This is a genomic window from Methylobacterium sp. CM6247, assembly GCF_054817925.1.
On record NZ_JBTXKX010000003.1, the window covers coordinates 4,418,350 to 4,433,693 of the forward strand.

Genomic DNA, 15,344 nt, shown 5'->3' on the forward strand with positions numbered 1-15,344 from the left:
CCGCGGACGTTTCATACATCGCATCAGAGGCCGCAACGATTTGACCTCAAAGAGCCATCCGTCCCAGCAGACTGCAGGTGCTCTTATCCCCGGCAGATCATGCGGACAGTGTACGGCTTGCTGCCGAATTCCTGCGATTGAGGTGCTAGCCAAGCCTGCGGGCGTTCTGTGTCGTCACAGCACCGGCGTAGCATGTGGGGTCTATCAGGATCGGCCAGACGCCTGCGCCCGGTGGTATTGCCTCTGGCGCAAGATCGGCGCGCTACCAGATGAGCTGAGGCCCGACCGATCAGGGGTGATGTTCGCGATCGAAGGTCAGGCGCCCTGCGCCGACGCGCTCGAAGGGGCCTGCATCGTTGGCCGCGCCGTGAACGGAGCACGTGCCTTCGCCAGCGCAGAAATCACCGAGGCATTTGCCATGTTCATCCGCGAAGGGTCGTTGCCGGTGTGGAAGGTGTCCGATCAAAATGCGAGCAGGATGCGCTCGGCCCCCTAACGTCGCTTCGAGCCATCAAGGTTGGCCGCTGCGCGGTTGAGGAGTGTGGGGGTTCCTGGGGTCTGGAAACGGGACGCCCCCTCCCCTCTCTCGATAATGGGGCTTTTAAGGCGCGCGAGTCTGACCGCGTTTTCTTACGGCCCCTCCCATTGCCATTAAAAAAACCGATCCCTTTTATGGGGCGTCCAAGATCGGGTCGGCAGACATCACGGTTGCTCCCTTCGCTTGAGTTTCACCCCCGGCTCGCCGTGGTTCAGAAACTCGATCCCCTCGGCTTCCAGCACACGCATCACCTGCTGAATCTTATCGAGACCGCTGGTGAGGCCTTCAGATCCACGCTTCTCCATGCTGCCGATGGTGTTGATGTTCACACCTGCCCGCTTGGCGAGTGTGCCTTGATCCATCCCAGCCAGAGCACGTGCCGCCTTGAGCTGGTTCCCCGTCGTAAGCATATCGGGTCTCTTTCCTGGTGTGCTAGGTTTTTTTCATAGTCTGCTATTGACGGCAAGAGCGGAACGACTCATACCAGACTAGGATTTAAACCTAGTTTAGCAGGTTCGCAATGACCTTCCACTCTCGCTCCACCTCCTGGTCCATGGTTCTGAGCGGCATTCGCAATTCTGGTCCGTCGAAGGCCGAGCTCAACGCCGCCATGCTGGCCGAGAGCGCCGCCAAGCGCGATGCCGGCCGCGTCCAGATCGCCGCGAAGCACGGCCTCGTTACCGGCTCCACCTTTAACGTCCCGACCATCATGGCCTGCGCCATCGTGGAGGCCCGCAAGCATCGCCGGAACGATCCGACCCTAACTTGGGCCGCCGCCCTCTCCCGCGCCCTCCGCTTCTTTTGGGCCTGCGCTGCCGCCGCTCGCCGCCTGATGGTCCCGGCCGTCGCCCCCGTGGCTCCGATGCCTGCCGCCCTCCGTCGCGGCATCCTGGCCCGCGCCTGGGAGCTGTTCCGCTCCTCCTACAACTATCCCCGCGTGCCGTTCCGCTCGCTCGGCTGGGGCTGCTTCACCTGGGCACTCAAAAAGGCTTGGTCTGAGGCGCGCGAGACGGTTCGCCTTGCCGGTCTCGGTATCGAGGCACTGAAGGCCGCTGACGCCATCAAGCCCCGCGTCCGCGTCGGCCTCTCGACCTCCTATACGGACAGCATCCACGAGGTGGCCGCCCGCAACAACGCGGCCCGCCTCCGCGCCGCTGCCATGGCCTACGCTACCGCCTAGCAGCCCTGATCCCTGCCGGCGGGTAGCCGACCCCCTCCCCGATCCCACCGCCACGAGCCCTTTAGGAGCCCGAACAATGACGCACGCCCGCTTTCCCGATTTCAGCCAGCCCGTTCCGACTCGGACGATCGAACACGTCCCTCACGCCTCTGACCCGATCCAAGCAGCTATCGGCCGACATCGGAGCGCATACGACGCCTATCAAACCGCGCCAGAGGGCCAGGCCTCCGTCATTGCCAATGATGAGTACGAGGCGGCGACAGAGGCGCTTATCGTGACCTCATGCGCATCTCGTTTCGGAGCGTTGGCGCTTCTGGCACACTTGCGCTGGTGGCTTGCCGAGGAGGCCGAGTTCTCTGCTGCCCATCAGCCTAGTTATGGCATCGCCGAGGCTCGTGCCGCAGATCTCACACTCTTCCTCGGCACGAACCTTCCACCGGTCGCCATACCCACGGCAAAACCGATGGGGCGCTTTAAGTCTCCGTCATCGTCTCGGTCGGTGCCATCTTCGTCGATCTATCGCCGGCGCGCGCCAATGCGCCCAGAGAACGAGGTGCTTCCGGGTGAGATCGAGCCTTGGCAGGCAGTCGCGGCCGTCCGCCCGGACACAGCCTTCGTGAGAGCACTGAGGGTCATGGATGCTGCAGGCGATTTTCTTGCCGCCGCAGTCATCGTCGGCGGCGGTACACTGCTTACCGCTCTCGCAACGCTTGCTTGAGAGGAGCCGTACCAATGGCATCCCCCAAACCGAAGCCAGCTTCCCGGTCGGATGAGCCCTCACTGCGTGAACGCGCCGCGACGCTCGGAGCCACAGCAGCTCGCCTGCGTAGATCGGCCGCGAAAGAGCCGATGCATACCGTGTCGAGTGATTCCGCTACGGAGGAGCTATCAAGAACCCAGCTGCTTCATCAGCGCTGGAGAGTAGCAACTGAAGCTGCGAACGCACATGGGCAAAGCTGGAAGCAGGACCCTGAGAGGCGGCATCTCTGTGAGGCTGCCACCGAAGCGGAAGAAGCGCTGCTATCGGCCCCTGTGACCAATCTCCAAGATCTAGCTTTCAAGACCGAGGTGCTCCGTACGAACATCGGCGTAAGCAGTCTGGATTCTGGACTGGCGCATCAAGCCGTCCTGGCGGTCTGTGAAGGCGTAGAGGGGCTGGTGGGTTCGTCGAGGGTAGACGTCGCCTGCGAGGCATCGGGGCAGGGAAGCGACTTTGAGGCCATCGACACCAACGCACTCGTCTACCTGTTCGATCTTTTTGAGATGATGCATACGCAATGGCTCGCCGTGTCGTGCCAGCCGATCTTCGTCAGGAGCGGTAATCAGGCGGGCTTTCCTACTTCGCTGGTGGATATCGAAGCGAGCCGGGCAGCGAATGCTCGCGATCGGATCGCTGACGAAATCAGGAAGCGCACCCCTCGAGACCCATCGGAGCGGGACACGCTGCTGAGCCTTCGAATCAAGGATGAGATCCTATGCGAGGGGCGGATCCTAGATCGCGATCTCCTTCTCGATGCCGTGAAGGCTTGGGGCTGATCATGAGCAACGTCGTGCTCTTCCCGGCCCGCCGCTCGGTCCCCGCCTCAGCTATCTCTCGCCACGAGTTCGAGAAGCTGGCTGACCTCGCTCTGGATATCGTTGAGCGGGTCATCTCACTGCTGGATGAGGTGGACGGAGGTGCCGACACCAAAAGCAACGGTGACATCCAAGGAGCGCCACAGGGAGCCTTGAGAATGGCCTCCTCGCTCCATCGCGCGTCAGTCTCGGAAAAACTCCTTGGGCCGAAAGCCCATGTCGGCCTTAGCTCTCAGCCCAGCTCGCGTCTCATCGATGAGAGACCTGTCTTGTAGGGCCCTCAGGGAGGAGAGCATCTCGGCAATGCTTCGATCGGCACTGAAGCTGATAGAGGCGGTCAGTTCAAACTCAGAGCCAGTCTCCTGTTCCCTCCGTATGATGCGTTCGAGGTCGGCGGTAGCCATGAAATGGATCCACCACTCAAATGCCAGGCTCCACGCATACTCGACGCCTTTGCCGAGATGGTCCGCTTCGACCACATCGAGGGAGTAGGTTAGCGCTGACCCATTCTCATGGAGTGTGCGTTTAAGGACGATGGCGGCGAGCGGGGAGTACGCGTAGCCGGCGTGTAAGGTCCCAGGATCGATCTGCCTTGTCTCGATGAGCAGCAACCCAACCCTTTCGCGTCCATCGCATTCGCTGAATTGCATTCGCTTAGTGAGGGCGTTCCGCTCATAGCGAGGTGGCACGATACCATCGGCAATGATGCCCATGGCCGATGCGAATTTGTCGACACCACGGTACGCCCAACTGTCTTCAGGCCATGGACCCACGGCCTTCAATGTCTGATAGCCGATGTAGCGGCGCGTCATCAGGCTGGCTGAAATTGGTCGGAGGGGCTGCCGCCTATCAGATAGATCTGGCATGCGGCGCTTCTCTGCGATGCGGTTCGATCTCCCAATTGAGTCGGGATGCCGCGGAAGGACGGGATCCGATACACGGCCTCCGCGTGAGGCGTCGAAAATGAGCTGGCAGGGACAAGCCATATCTCGGAGCTCATCAGAGCTGTTCATCGATAGGAGTGCGTGACGCTGGTCGCCGTGAAGGAGCTTTCGCTCTACGAACCGCTGATCGCCAATAATGCTCATCAAGCCGCTCTGTCGCGGCGCACCCATCTCCTTCCCAAGCTCCTTGAACCTCGCCTGCGCACGATCCCAGGTCGCAAAGGCTTCCGGTCGGCCCTGCTCCACGACCAAATCAATATCGCCCACGTCCGCCTTCGCTGCATCTATCATGCTGCCGAAAAGCCAGACCTGCCTAACGTCGAACGGCAGATTCTTCGTTTCGTTGACAGTGGCACAGGCGTCGAGAAAGCGATCCAGTATCGCTTGCGCATGGGGTTTCGGAGTGCGGCGTCTGGCAATGGCCCCTGATAGTGCCAGGCCCGCCTCCGTAAGCCCGTCCTTTGGAGGCCCATGCTCCTGCTCTTCCAATCCTAGGAGGCCGCGGTCCCTTAGCTCTTCTAGAAGCACCATGACGGTGCGGGGATCGAGGTCGATGTCCTTACGAACGGCAAGGCGCCATAGGTCGCGCCTGTCGCCGTGACGCCATCCTCTCAGTAGGTTTCGGATTTTGATGAGCGGAATGCCGAGGAAAGCCGCTCCCTTCGGTATCGTGACGCCCATGCGCTAATCGGCCCCGGACTGAGTTATCGCCCACCGCCAGCAGGCGCAGCTCAAGTTTTATACAATCACCGCGACAACGCGCATTCGGAATTTCTCAAACCCCGGCGATCTCATTGGCAGCCAGAGGAGCCCATACTGAGGTCACGTTTCGCCATCGCTCGCCTTGATGGGGGCTGGCCACTCACTGACCATCCTGCGAGCACGTGCGGCACCGTGTAGCCTGTGGCGGCGATCTGAGCGACGTAGGGCCCGGCTCGCTCACCCTGGTGCCAGATACGGACGATTGAGGCATCCGGCCCGCCGAATGGGTGCTGACGGGCGAGTCCTGCATCACCATAGGGCTTGGCCTCATCACCGCCCGTGTGGTGAAGCGCTACGAGGCCCAGCCCGCGTGACTATCGCGAGCGCCGCGGACCTGATGCGGCTGCCTGCCGGCGATCGAGAACCGCAGATCCGCTATCTAATAGAACGTGAGCGTGCCGAGCTCGCAGCGATTGAGAGCGACGCCGGCGATCCTATTACACGCCAGCGCCGCACACGCCGGACTCGCAACCTCGCGAAACTTCGACATATCGCGAGGGCCGTAGGGCTGGGGATCTGAAGTTCGAAATACGCGGTGCCAAACCGCGAAAAGGATGGTGCGTGCTCTTCGGGGCACGCCTTTTTAGCTAACTAAAGAAGCTTTGCACAAACTCGGCAATAGCGTTCGCTCCTTCGCCAGCACCTTTCTCTGCAAGCTTTCCGCCAGCTTTCCATCCTCCCTCCTTTGCTAACTCAGCAAGCCGGGTGCCAGTGGACTTTTTCACACTAGATTTTGATAGATGTGGCGGAATGGCATTGAGTGCCCTAAACCCTTTTTCAGTGAGCTCCGTGGCAACAAAGCAGTAGCTAGTATCCCCAGAAAATATTCCCTTATCTCTTATATAGCCTTCCTCTTTGAGCCAGAACATTGTGTTGGCCCAGTTGCCGGCACGCCCTTCTTCAGCATCTTCGCCAATATCCGGAGTATCTAGAAAGTCAGAAGCCTCGAGGTCCAAACGCATAGGGCGCGCCTCGTAGAGACGCGCCAGTATTAGGCCAATAAAAAGATCAAAATCGTTTGTCTCGGCCATTGTGAGCCTCATAAGCACCGTTAGAATTGCGACTTGCGGATTATAGCGCGATATTCGAAAGTTAAAACGACCGGCTATAAGGCATGGTCTCAATTTATTATCGAGCGAATTCCGCTACAATGTTCAATTATTTTATTTATAGGAAGGCTTGATAACCGCAGATTGATAGCTGTATTTCCCGTTATTTCGTTCTCTAAAAGTATTTTTTTCATCATATCAATCGTCTCATTTAGAAACGAAACTGTTTCAAAATACGTGCTGTTGTTTTTAATCATTGGATTGTCAATGGAATTTGCCATTGACAAGCTGCGTGCCCCAAGCTCCAGGCTTGCCTTAAGGTTTTCCAGAAACAGATCTACTGTTGACGTATCTGACTGTGAAATATAAACTTCCGGTTCCACGCTGAAGAGTTTGATCTCGCCAAGCGGAAATCTTACTCTTGAATTTTTGTAAAGATTTAAGCGCCTGCAACAAAAATAAAGTTTGAGACTGAAGAATTCATAGTCCTCTCTTTCTTTTGCATACTTGAGGGTTTCCTGCATTATAGCAGTTTGTAGGTTGCTTTCTGCTGCAGCCCTTTGCAATTCGTTGCGCTGTTCATCCAGCACAGCACGTGTGTTTTCGAGTTCTTTTCGCTGTAATGCGAGTTCCTTTCTTTGCAGTTGTGTCGCTACAAAAAGCCACAGGAATGCTAAGGGAGCAAAAAAACCCGCAAGCACGTCCCCGATGCTATTTAGCGGAAGACGGTCTGGTGGCGACTTTGGTGGTGTAAATAGCGATTCAACTTCCGCCCATCTGCCGTAAAGTACGAGAGCGCCGAGGCCGACGTAAAAAGCTGTTGCGAGATACCACGGCCATAAGGCATCGCCTCGTGAAGGCTCTTTTTGAACCTTGCTAAAGATCCGTCGCAGCATCGTATGTTTCCTGAGGCGCACCTCGGCTTATGGCCGCAATTCGCTGGCAATCCGGTTGGTCTTGGCTAGGAAGCTAAGTGCGTCGTTGGCCGCTGTTTCAGCTTTCCTGGCATAGCTGACATCTCCGTGTGAGCCGGCCGAATGCGCATGCCGCTTAGCCTCTTCGACGAGGGAAATTGCAGCGGTAAGGGCGGTTCGAAGATTAGCCAGGTTGGCCATTCGATATCTGCCTCGTGTTCGATCCGTGTTGCATGGACCAACCTACGGCAGGCCGTAACCCATTGTAAAACCACACATCGTGTTGCAGCGGGTTGCAACACGATTCCGGAGGCGATTGGCCACGAAAAAGCCCGCTAAGTCATTGACCGAGCGGGCTAAAAGATTGGTGAGCGCGCTGGGACTCGAACCCAGGACCTACAGATTAAAAGTCCGTTGCTCTACCAGCTGAGCTACGCGCTCGCTTGCTCGGTGGGCCGGTCCCGATGGGGATCGGGCTGCCCGTTGGTGCAAGCGTGGCTCGCAATAGGGGGTTGGAGTGGAGGGGTCAACCGGTGCCGCGCTTGGCAATGTCATCGCGACGGTTTGGCTCGGGCTGCACCGGAGGGGTGTTTGGCTTTTGCTGGGTAGGCCTGCCGTCTTGGATCGCCCTGAACGCGGGGATGCCCGTGTCATGATCCTCTCGGCAGTCTGGTAAACGGACAGCGCGGCCGGGGGGCGTCCTGCCGCCCTCGATGGCGACCGTCCCGTCACTCCCGCGAAAATGGTGTCGACTTCGTCCGGGGCCCTACCAAACCGCGTGCCGGCACCCTTGAAGGTGATATCAGCGGGAGACGGTTTCGTCGGCGCGCTCGGCCTCGGCGCGCGCCCAGCCCTCGCGGGTCTCATCGCAGAAATCGGCGAGACGACCCGCGGCGATCGTCGCACGCATCCCCGCCATCAAGTCCTGGTAATAGGACAGGTTGTTCCAGGTCAGCAGCATCATGCCCAGGATCTCGTCGGTGCGGACGAGGTGGTGGAGATAGGCGCGGGAATAGTCCCTCGCGGCGGGGCATGACGACGTTTCGTCCAGCGGTCGCGTATCCTCGCCGTGCCGGGCATTGCGCAGGTTTATCCGGCCATGGCGTGTATAGGCCAGGCCATGGCGGCCGGCGCGGGTGGGCATCACGCAATCGAACATATCGATGCCGCGCATCACCGAGCGCATCAGGTCGTCGGGCGTGCCGACTCCCATGAGGTAGCGCGGCTTGCCAGCTGGGAGATGCGGCTCCACCGTCTCGATCATGGCCAGCATCACGGCCTGCGGCTCGCCCACCGCGAGGCCGCCGATGGCGTAGCCCTTGAGATCGAGATCGGCCAGGGCCCTGGCGCTTTCCACCCGCAGGTCGGGCAGGTCGCCGCCCTGGACGATGCCGAACATAGCCTTGCCCGGCTGTTCGCCGAAGGCGATCCGGCAACGCTCGGCCCAGCGTAGGGAGAGGCGCATGGCGCTCTCGATGGCCGCCCGCTCTGCGGGAAGCCGAACGCATTCGTCGAGCTGCATCTGGATGTCGGAGCCGAGCAGCCCCTGGATCTCGATGGAGCGCTCCGGGCTCATATGGTGGCTCGACCCGTCCACATGCGAGCGGAAGGTCACGCCCTGCTCGTCGAGCTTTCTCAGGGCGGAGAGCGACATCACCTGGAAACCGCCCGAATCGGTGAGGATCGGGTGCGGCCAGTTCATGAAACGGTGGAGGCCGCCGAGCCGCTCCATCCGCTCCGGGCCGGGACGCAGCATCAGGTGATAGGTGTTGCCCAGCACCACGTCGGCGCCGAGATCCCGGACCTGGCCCGGATACATCGCCTTGACCGTCGCCGCGGTCCCCACGGGCATGAAGGCCGGGGTACGGATCGTCCCCCTCGGCATCGAGATTGCTCCGGTGCGGGCCTGTCCGTCGGTGGCGTCGACGCGGAAGCCGAAATGGTCGGATGTAGCGTTTCGGAGGGAGGCAGTGTCGGACATGGGCCAGGTCTTTAAAGCTCCGCGCCGCAAAACGGAAACATGCGAGCCTCCTACAGCCGGTCGGTCATCAGCACAGTCCGGAAGCTGACCGCGCCTCTGGTCGCCACTGCCGACCGGCGCTATCGCATCCTCCCATGATCCGGAGATTCCGAGCGGGATTTGCCCGTCCCGGCCGACTCACCAAACGACCGCGAGGGATAGCGATGCTCATGGGGATCTGGCTCGATCAGCCGCTAGCACTGATCATCGGCATACTCGCAAGCCTGTTCGCCGGCATCTCGATCGTCTTGATCGTCCTGACGAACGTGCCCGCCACGCGGGCGCATCTGTTGAACAATGTCGGCGGCATCGTCGCGTCGTTCTTCAGTTCGATCGGCATCCTGCTCGCCCTGCTCACCGGCTTCGTGGCGAACGATGCCTGGGAGCGGCAGGGCAAGGCATCGCGGATCGTCCAGACCGAGCGGGCGAACCTGATCGCCGCCTACGACCTCAGCGAGGCCACCGTCTCGGACATGTCGGACATCCAGAAGGCGCTCCTCGCCTATGCGAATGCGGTGATCGCCGACGAATTTCCGAAGATGGGAACGGGGACGGCGTATTCCAGCGAGGCGGGCGCGGCCCTCAGCGCGCTCATGAAGATGGTCGCCGACCCGGTGCACACCACGGCGTCCGGTGCCGTCGCTCATACCGCGCTGATGACCACGATCATGAACCTTCGCGAAGCTCGCGGCGAGCGGCTCGCCCTGAGCGCCAGCAAGAACGACGATTCGAAATGGCTGACGTTGCTGTTCCTCTGCACGCTGACGCTGATCTCCATCGGTATCGTCCATGTGGACAAGCCGCGCGCCCAGGTGATCACGCTCGCCATCTTCTCCACGGCGATGGTGGGAACGCTCTGTGTCATCGCGCTCCACGAGCGGCCCTTCGATGGTCCCTTCGCCATCGGGCCCGAAGCGTTCGAGCGGGCTAAAAGCATGATGACGACACACCAGGAATGACCGGCCTGCCGGGGCCGCGCCGCCGTCCCGCTTCGCGAGCGTGACACTGCGGGCATCCGCGGGAGGGAGATTATCGCGTCACTCGGATCGGGCTGGAAACAGCAGGCTCGAATCCCCGTACGAATAGAAGCGATAGCCGGCCGCGATGGCATGTGCGTAGGCCGCCCGCATGGTCTCCAACCCGGAAAAGGCCGAGACCAGCATGAAGAGGGTCGAACGCGGCAGGTGGAAATTGGTCATCAAGGCGTCCACCGCGCGGATGCGGGTGCCAGGCGTGATGAAGATCTCGGTCGGACCGGAGAAGGCATGAAGCCTACCATTCTCGTCCGCCGCGCTCTCGAGCAGGCGCAGCGCCGTGGTCCCCACCGCGACGATGCGGCCTCCCCCGTCTCGCGTCCGGTTGAGAGCATCCGCGGTTTCCTCATCGAGAAAGCCGATCTCGGCATGCATGCGATGGTGGTCGGTATCGTCGGCCTTGACCGGCAGGAATGTGCCCGCCCCCACATGCAGCGTCACGCAATGGCGCCGGATGCCGGCGGCGTCGATCCGTGCCAGGAGCTCGTCGGAGAAATGTAGGCCCGCGGTGGGGGCGGCAACGGCGCCTGCCTGCCGGGCATAGACGGTCTGGTAATCCACCGCGTCCTGCGCGTCGGTGCTGCGCTTGCCCGCGATGTAGGGCGGAAGCGGCAATTCGCCGGCCAGCACGATGGCCTCGTCGAGGGCGGGGCCGGAGAGATCGAAGCGCAGGACGATCTCGCCGCCCTCCCCCTTCTCCGTGATGGTGGCATCGAGAACGCCCAGGGAGCAGGCGGCACCCTGCCCGCTCCGCCCGAAGCTCACCCTGTCACCGATGGCGAGACGCTTGCCCGGCCGAGCAAAGGCGCGCCATCGGTCGGTTGCCTCGCGCAGGTGCAGCATGGCCTCCATCCGCAGCCCCGGCGATCCCGAGCGGTGACGGATGCCGTGAAGGCGGGCCGGGATCACGCGGGTGTCGTTGAAGACGAGGGCGTCGCCCGGCCGCAGCAGGTCGGCGAGATCGCGTACCGCGCGGTCCTCCAGGGCCTCGCCCGGCCGGACCACCAACATTCGCCCGGCATCGCGGGGCTGGGGTGGCCTGAGGGCGATGCTGGATTCGGGCAGATCGAAATCGAAGAGGTCGACGCGCATCGGGCGCCAACAGCACGGTTCAGGGCTCGGGATCAATGGCCGGCGGATCGCCGTCTGGAAAAAGCGGGAAGCGGCCGTCGCGCATTGTGGATGCGGGACATAGACATGCAGATGAGGGCCAAGTCGCCGGAAGGGCCTGACGGGCGAAACCCATATCATCGCCACTTTTCATGTACCCGCCTTTCTCCACCGGGCCGCACGGTTACAGGTCTACGTTGAAAACAACCTTGACCGCGTCGGCGCGAGTCTGCGTTGTGGCCGGCCAAGTTGGCTCAGATTCGGTTCGTGCGATGACTGACACCTTCAAGACCGCCCTCCCCAAGGCCAAGGTTCCTCGCCGGCGGATCACGCTGGACTCGCAGTTGATGTCCTACTGGGACCGGGAGGCCCAGCGTCTCGATGTCATGGCGGCCAATGCCCGGTGGGGTTGGATGGCCCGAAGCTACGCGCGCAAGGCTGAGCGCGCGCGTGCGCAGAGCGCCCGCTCTGCCCAGAGAGAGGCGGATCGCGGTGTGGGGGTCGCGCCGGCATCGCAAGAGATCGAACCCCAGACATAGCAGCGACTAAACCCTTCACCGGCGGGTTCAACCTTTGCCGTGGCCTTGTCGATGGGGATGATCGTATGGGCAGGGCGCGCCAAGCCCTGCCCCGCCATTCGCCGGGCCCGTCACGGATTCTCACCGGAAATGGACCGCACACAGAAAGCCGCCCTCGCGAGCGCCGGAATCGGCCTTCTCGTGATGGCGATCAAATTCACCGCCTACTGGCTCACCGGCAGTCTCGCGCTCTATTCGGACGCGCTGGAGAGCATCATCAACGTGGCGGCGGCGGCCTTCGCCTTCATCGCCTTGCGCGTGGCCGCCGCGCCCGCCGACGAGGACCACCAGTTCGGGCACCACAAGGCCGAGTATTTCTCGGCGGTGATCGAGGGGGCCCTCATCATCGTGGCCGCCATCCTCATCCTGCGTGAGTCCTATTACGGCCTCCTCGACCCGAAACCCCTCGATGCGCCGATGCTGGGCCTTGCCGTCAGCGCGGTGGGGACGGCGATCAACGCCGCATGGTCCATGGCGCTTTTGAGCCGCGGCAAGGTCTGGCGCTCGCCCGCCCTGGTGGCCGATGCCCGCCATGTGATGGCGGATGTCTTCACATCCGGTGGCGTTCTGGTCGGCGTCGCCCTGGTGGCCCTCACCGGAACCCTGATCCTCGATCCGCTCATCGCCGGCCTCGTCGCCCTCAACATCCTGTGGTCGGGCTGGACCATGGTGCGCGATTCCGTGAGCGGCCTTCTCGACAAGGCGGCTCCGGCCGAGATGGTGACCCAGATCCGTGCCCTGATCTCGGAGCATGGCGAGGGGGCGCTGGAGGCGCATGACGTGCGCACACGGCATGCCGGGCAGGCGACGTTTATCGATTTCCACCTCGTGGTGCCCGGCGAGATGACCGTGAAGGACTCGCACGACATCTGCGACCGGCTCGAGAGTGCCATCGAAGGTGCCATCGCGGGGGCCGTCGTCGTCATCCATGTGGAGCCGGCCGAGCATGCCAAGGGCCGCGGCGTGCCGGTGGTGTAGGGGCGCGCCTCCCCCGGAATGCGCGAGAATCCACCGCCACGCGCACCGTCGTTCGAGCGTCATCCGACCCCCCTAATGTCCGCCACGGCCGGTGATTTGACGTCCGCTCGTCCGCGGACGCGTCCGGCCGAGGATGAGACCGCATGACCGCCTATTCCGTCGCGAACGGCATGACGCAGACCGCTCGCTTCACCCTGGCGGGCGCCGACACGCTGCAGGTGGACGGAACCCTCTCCGTCTCCGCCAACGCTCAGTCCGTGCGCTTCCAGGTCGCCCCGGACGGCGCCGAGATCCACAATGACGGCCTGATCGAGAACACCGCCGGGGGGCGCGCGATCCGCTTCGAGAGCGAAATCGGCGCGACCCTGACCGCGACGATCGACAATGGCGGCGCCATCCGCGCCGGGGACGATGCCGTGCAGATCCAGGACGGCACCGTCGCCGCCGGCACGCTCACCATCACCACGGATAGCGGCTCGACCATCGTCTCCAGCACAGGCCAGGCCCTCGACCTCGCCTCGACCACGGGCGGGTTCCTCGCCGAGATCGACAATGCCGGCTCGCTGCTGTCCCTGGTCTCGGACGGCGTGCGGATCGGCGCGACGCTGGATCTCGTCAATAGCGGCACCATCCGGGGCGGTTCCGCCACCGGCTACGTTCAGGGTGCCGACGGCATCCAGTTCGAGGACGGGGCGAGCGGGACGATCCGCAACGATGCCGGCGGCGCCATCCTCGGCGACCGCCACGGCGTCAATATGGGCGAGGGCAGCGTCGCCACGGTGACGAACGAGGCCGGCGCCCGCATCCTCGGCGGCAACGGTTCCGGCATCGGCTCGGACGGCACCGCGACCGTGATCAACCATGGGATCATCACGGGCACCTTCGCGGATGCGGCCGGCTCCGATGTCAACGGCGCGACGCCCGGTTCCGAAGACGGCGGCGGCCCGGACGGCATCAATGACGGCGACGGCGACGGGATCGACATCGATTTCCGTGCAACAATCGAGAATCATGGCACCATTCGCGGCCTCGGCGCCGGCGGCACGGGGTCCGATGGGCTGCCCAACACCGCCGAAGGCATCGCGGCGGGCGGCGGCGACATCGTCAATCTCGCCGGCGCGCGGATCTACGGCGCCGGCCTCGGAATCCTGATCGACGACTCGTCGCAGGGGGATGCGCCGTTCCTCACGAGCATCGACAATGCGGGGCTCATCCACGGCGGGTCGGGCATTGCCATCAAGATCGTCAGTGCCCTCGACGACGTGGTGGTCAATGCCGGCCGCATCATCGGCTCAGGCGGCACTGCGATCCAGTTCGGCTCCGGCGACAACACGCTGGCCATCGAGACGGGGTCGGCCATCCGTGGCCTCAGCCTCGGCGGCGACGGCACCGACACGCTCGACTACTCGGATTTCGGCGCATCGGCGCGCGCGCTATTCGAAACCGGCCGGGCCACGGGCACGGGGGGCGTCTCCGGCTTCGAGATCGTCAAGGGCTCGGCCTTCGCCGATTCCATGCGGGGCGATGCCGAGGCGAACCAGTTCCTCGGCGGCGCGGGTGAAGACCGGCTGTTCGGCGGCGCCGGGGACGACATCCTGACAGGCGGCTTGGGAACGGATGTCCTGCGCGGCGACGCCGGTGCCGACACCTTCGTGTTCGATACGCTTCCCGCCGGTAAGAAGGACCGGATCGTCGATTTCAGCCACAGCGAAGACAGGCTCGCCCTCGATGCCAGCGTCTTCAAGGCGCTGACCCCCGGCTCCCTATCGGACGAGGCCTTCGCCGTCGGCGCCGCGACCACGGAAGACCACCGCATCCTCTACGACGCGGCCAAGGGCCATCTCTTCTACGACGCGGACGGCTCGGGCACCGACCACGATGCGGTGCTGCTCGCGACCCTTCTCGGCAAGCCCGAACTGACCGCCTCCGACCTGCTAATGGTCTGATCCGGGCAATTTTCGGCGCGGGGGCCGAGATGCCCCCGCCGGGACCTGGTATGGCCGCGGACTCGCCGGCCCTTCCCGGCGACGGGATGCGTTGGTCTTCGCTGTCGTCAAAATCTGACGTTTGGCGCCTGATAAACCGTCGCAATGCGGGGCGGACGTTCTGCCTTAGGCTTTGACGCGTTTCTGCATCTCCACATTCTCAACAGGGCTCCCGCACTCCATGCCGGGATAGCTGCGCACCTCTCTCCAACCATGACGTGCGTAGAAGGCGCGTGCTCGGGAATTGAACGCACGCACCTCTAGACGCACGACGTGATGAATGCGTGCGGCTTGCCGCTCGGCGGCGTCGAGCAGCTTCGAGCCAGCACCCTCGTTCCAAAAGGCGGGATCGACGTGCAAGTCGGCGATCTGATCGTCCTCGACCTGCATCATTCCGATCAGCACGTCGTCCCGGTTATCGACGATGAAGCTTCGCCACTGGTTCTCGGCGTGAAGCCGCGCAGGGTCGAACGAAGCGAAGGTTTGAACCGCCTCGAACGGAAGTTCAGGCGCCCAGGTGACAAGCCAGGAGCGCCGCAGCAGGCGCACGAGAGCGGTCACATCACTCTCTTCGGCCGGACGAAGGATCATCCGCTCAGACGCCATTTGCGCTCCATGGGATGGCCCCGGTGCTGCAAGAGCCTCACCCGACCATGACACTCATTCAATCTGGCGGC

15 protein-coding genes and 1 tRNA gene are annotated in these 15,344 nt (G+C 62.7%); 8 read left to right on the forward strand and 8 right to left on the reverse strand.

The features are described 5' to 3' along the window. Positions 1-298: 298 nt before the first annotated feature. On the forward strand, positions 299-496 hold the full coding sequence (locus ACYQOP_RS21880; RefSeq protein WP_461224089.1) for a hypothetical protein: 198 nt from the start codon (positions 299-301) through the stop codon (positions 494-496). A 206-nt stretch (positions 497-702) separates the two neighbouring features. On the opposite strand, the gene ACYQOP_RS21885 is transcribed toward ACYQOP_RS21880, so the two are convergent. After that, positions 703-948 carry a hypothetical protein gene (locus ACYQOP_RS21885; protein WP_461224091.1) on the reverse strand — a complete coding sequence of 82 codons (246 nt, stop codon included), beginning with the start codon at positions 946-948 and terminating at the stop codon, positions 703-705. Positions 949-1,058: 110 nt separating this feature from the next. Here ACYQOP_RS21885 and ACYQOP_RS21890 point away from each other — a divergent pair, with 110 nt between their 5' ends. The 3 genes from ACYQOP_RS21890 to ACYQOP_RS21900 all read left to right on the forward strand — a co-directional run bounded on the left by ACYQOP_RS21890 (position 1,059) and on the right by ACYQOP_RS21900 (position 3,254). Next, on the forward strand, positions 1,059-1,718 hold the full coding sequence (locus ACYQOP_RS21890) for a hypothetical protein (RefSeq protein ID WP_461224093.1): 660 nt from the start codon (positions 1,059-1,061) through the stop codon (positions 1,716-1,718). Positions 1,719-1,794: 76 nt separating this feature from the next. Continuing rightward, positions 1,795-2,436 carry a hypothetical protein gene (locus ACYQOP_RS21895; protein WP_461224095.1) on the forward strand — a complete coding sequence of 214 codons (642 nt, stop codon included), beginning with the start codon at positions 1,795-1,797 and terminating at the stop codon, positions 2,434-2,436. Positions 2,437-2,450: 14 nt separating this feature from the next. After that, positions 2,451-3,254, forward strand: a complete 804-nt coding sequence (locus ACYQOP_RS21900) for a hypothetical protein (protein WP_461224097.1) — start codon at positions 2,451-2,453, stop codon at positions 3,252-3,254. A 221-nt stretch (positions 3,255-3,475) separates the two neighbouring features. On the opposite strand, the gene ACYQOP_RS21905 is transcribed toward ACYQOP_RS21900, so the two are convergent. From ACYQOP_RS21905 to tgt, 5 genes are all read right to left on the reverse strand, one after another. Continuing rightward, positions 3,476-4,918 (reverse strand): hypothetical protein, encoded by a 1,443-nt coding sequence (locus ACYQOP_RS21905; RefSeq protein ID WP_461224099.1) that lies wholly within the window; start codon positions 4,916-4,918, stop codon positions 3,476-3,478. 668 nt (positions 4,919-5,586) lie between these two features. Then, positions 5,587-6,030, reverse strand: coding sequence for a hypothetical protein (locus ACYQOP_RS21910; protein WP_461224101.1), 444 nt, complete (start codon positions 6,028-6,030; stop codon positions 5,587-5,589). An 89-nt stretch (positions 6,031-6,119) separates the two neighbouring features. After that, a complete protein-coding gene (locus ACYQOP_RS21915) occupies positions 6,120-6,944 on the reverse strand; it encodes a hypothetical protein (RefSeq protein ID WP_461224103.1) in 825 nt (274 codons plus the stop codon). 383 nt (positions 6,945-7,327) lie between these two features. Next, positions 7,328-7,403, reverse strand: a tRNA-Lys gene (locus ACYQOP_RS21920). Between the two features lie 361 nt (positions 7,404-7,764). Then, positions 7,765-8,943 (reverse strand): tRNA guanosine(34) transglycosylase Tgt, encoded by a 1,179-nt coding sequence (gene tgt / locus ACYQOP_RS21925; RefSeq protein ID WP_461224105.1) that lies wholly within the window; start codon positions 8,941-8,943, stop codon positions 7,765-7,767. A 203-nt stretch (positions 8,944-9,146) separates the two neighbouring features. Here tgt and ACYQOP_RS21930 point away from each other — a divergent pair, with 203 nt between their 5' ends. Continuing rightward, positions 9,147-9,941: a bestrophin-like domain gene (locus ACYQOP_RS21930; protein ID WP_207412703.1), complete on the forward strand. Its 795-nt coding sequence runs from the start codon at positions 9,147-9,149 to the stop codon at positions 9,939-9,941. A gap of 78 nt (positions 9,942-10,019) precedes the next feature. On the opposite strand, the gene queA is transcribed toward ACYQOP_RS21930, so the two are convergent. Then, positions 10,020-11,108, reverse strand: coding sequence for a tRNA preQ1(34) S-adenosylmethionine ribosyltransferase-isomerase QueA (queA, locus tag ACYQOP_RS21935; RefSeq protein ID WP_461224107.1), 1,089 nt, complete (start codon positions 11,106-11,108; stop codon positions 10,020-10,022). 290 nt (positions 11,109-11,398) lie between these two features. Between queA and ACYQOP_RS21940 the strand changes: the two genes are divergently transcribed. The 3 genes from ACYQOP_RS21940 (at position 11,399) to ACYQOP_RS21950 (ending at position 14,628) form a co-directional block, all read left to right on the forward strand. After that, entirely contained in the window at positions 11,399-11,665 is a 267-nt protein-coding gene (locus tag ACYQOP_RS21940) for a hypothetical protein (protein WP_207412701.1), read from the forward strand. 129 nt (positions 11,666-11,794) lie between these two features. Beyond that, the gene (locus tag ACYQOP_RS21945; protein ID WP_056426488.1) at positions 11,795-12,682 is read left to right on the forward strand and encodes a cation diffusion facilitator family transporter; all 888 of its coding nucleotides are present in this window, start codon (positions 11,795-11,797) and stop codon (positions 12,680-12,682) included. A 143-nt stretch (positions 12,683-12,825) separates the two neighbouring features. Next, on the forward strand, positions 12,826-14,628 hold the full coding sequence (locus ACYQOP_RS21950; protein WP_461224109.1) for a calcium-binding protein: 1,803 nt from the start codon (positions 12,826-12,828) through the stop codon (positions 14,626-14,628). Positions 14,629-14,793: 165 nt separating this feature from the next. On the opposite strand, the gene ACYQOP_RS21955 is transcribed toward ACYQOP_RS21950, so the two are convergent. After that, positions 14,794-15,273: a GNAT family N-acetyltransferase gene (locus ACYQOP_RS21955; protein ID WP_461224111.1), complete on the reverse strand. Its 480-nt coding sequence runs from the start codon at positions 15,271-15,273 to the stop codon at positions 14,794-14,796. Positions 15,274-15,344: the final 71 nt, after the last annotated feature.

Coding starts and splice junctions, on each gene's coding strand:
- ACYQOP_RS21900 (WP_461224097.1), top strand. CDS start 2,451: ATGGCATCCCCCAAACCGAAGCCAGCTTCCCGGTCGGATGAGCCCTCA.
- ACYQOP_RS21930 (WP_207412703.1), top strand. CDS start 9,147: ATGCTCATGGGGATCTGGCTCGATCAGCCGCTAGCACTGATCATCGGC.
- ACYQOP_RS21910 (WP_461224101.1), bottom strand. CDS start 6,030: ATGGCCGAGACAAACGATTTTGATCTTTTTATTGGCCTAATACTGGCG.
- ACYQOP_RS21945 (WP_056426488.1), top strand. CDS start 11,795: ATGGACCGCACACAGAAAGCCGCCCTCGCGAGCGCCGGAATCGGCCTT.
- ACYQOP_RS21915 (WP_461224103.1), bottom strand. CDS start 6,944: ATGCTGCGACGGATCTTTAGCAAGGTTCAAAAAGAGCCTTCACGAGGC.
- ACYQOP_RS21905 (WP_461224099.1), bottom strand. CDS start 4,918: ATGGGCGTCACGATACCGAAGGGAGCGGCTTTCCTCGGCATTCCGCTC.
- ACYQOP_RS21950 (WP_461224109.1), top strand. CDS start 12,826: ATGACCGCCTATTCCGTCGCGAACGGCATGACGCAGACCGCTCGCTTC.
- ACYQOP_RS21880 (WP_461224089.1), top strand. CDS start 299: ATGTTCGCGATCGAAGGTCAGGCGCCCTGCGCCGACGCGCTCGAAGGG.
- queA (WP_461224107.1), bottom strand. CDS start 11,108: ATGCGCGTCGACCTCTTCGATTTCGATCTGCCCGAATCCAGCATCGCC.
- tgt (WP_461224105.1), bottom strand. CDS start 8,943: ATGTCCGACACTGCCTCCCTCCGAAACGCTACATCCGACCATTTCGGC.
- ACYQOP_RS21895 (WP_461224095.1), top strand. CDS start 1,795: ATGACGCACGCCCGCTTTCCCGATTTCAGCCAGCCCGTTCCGACTCGG.
- ACYQOP_RS21940 (WP_207412701.1), top strand. CDS start 11,399: ATGACTGACACCTTCAAGACCGCCCTCCCCAAGGCCAAGGTTCCTCGC.
- ACYQOP_RS21885 (WP_461224091.1), bottom strand. CDS start 948: ATGCTTACGACGGGGAACCAGCTCAAGGCGGCACGTGCTCTGGCTGGG.
- ACYQOP_RS21890 (WP_461224093.1), top strand. CDS start 1,059: ATGACCTTCCACTCTCGCTCCACCTCCTGGTCCATGGTTCTGAGCGGC.
- ACYQOP_RS21955 (WP_461224111.1), bottom strand. CDS start 15,273: ATGGCGTCTGAGCGGATGATCCTTCGTCCGGCCGAAGAGAGTGATGTG.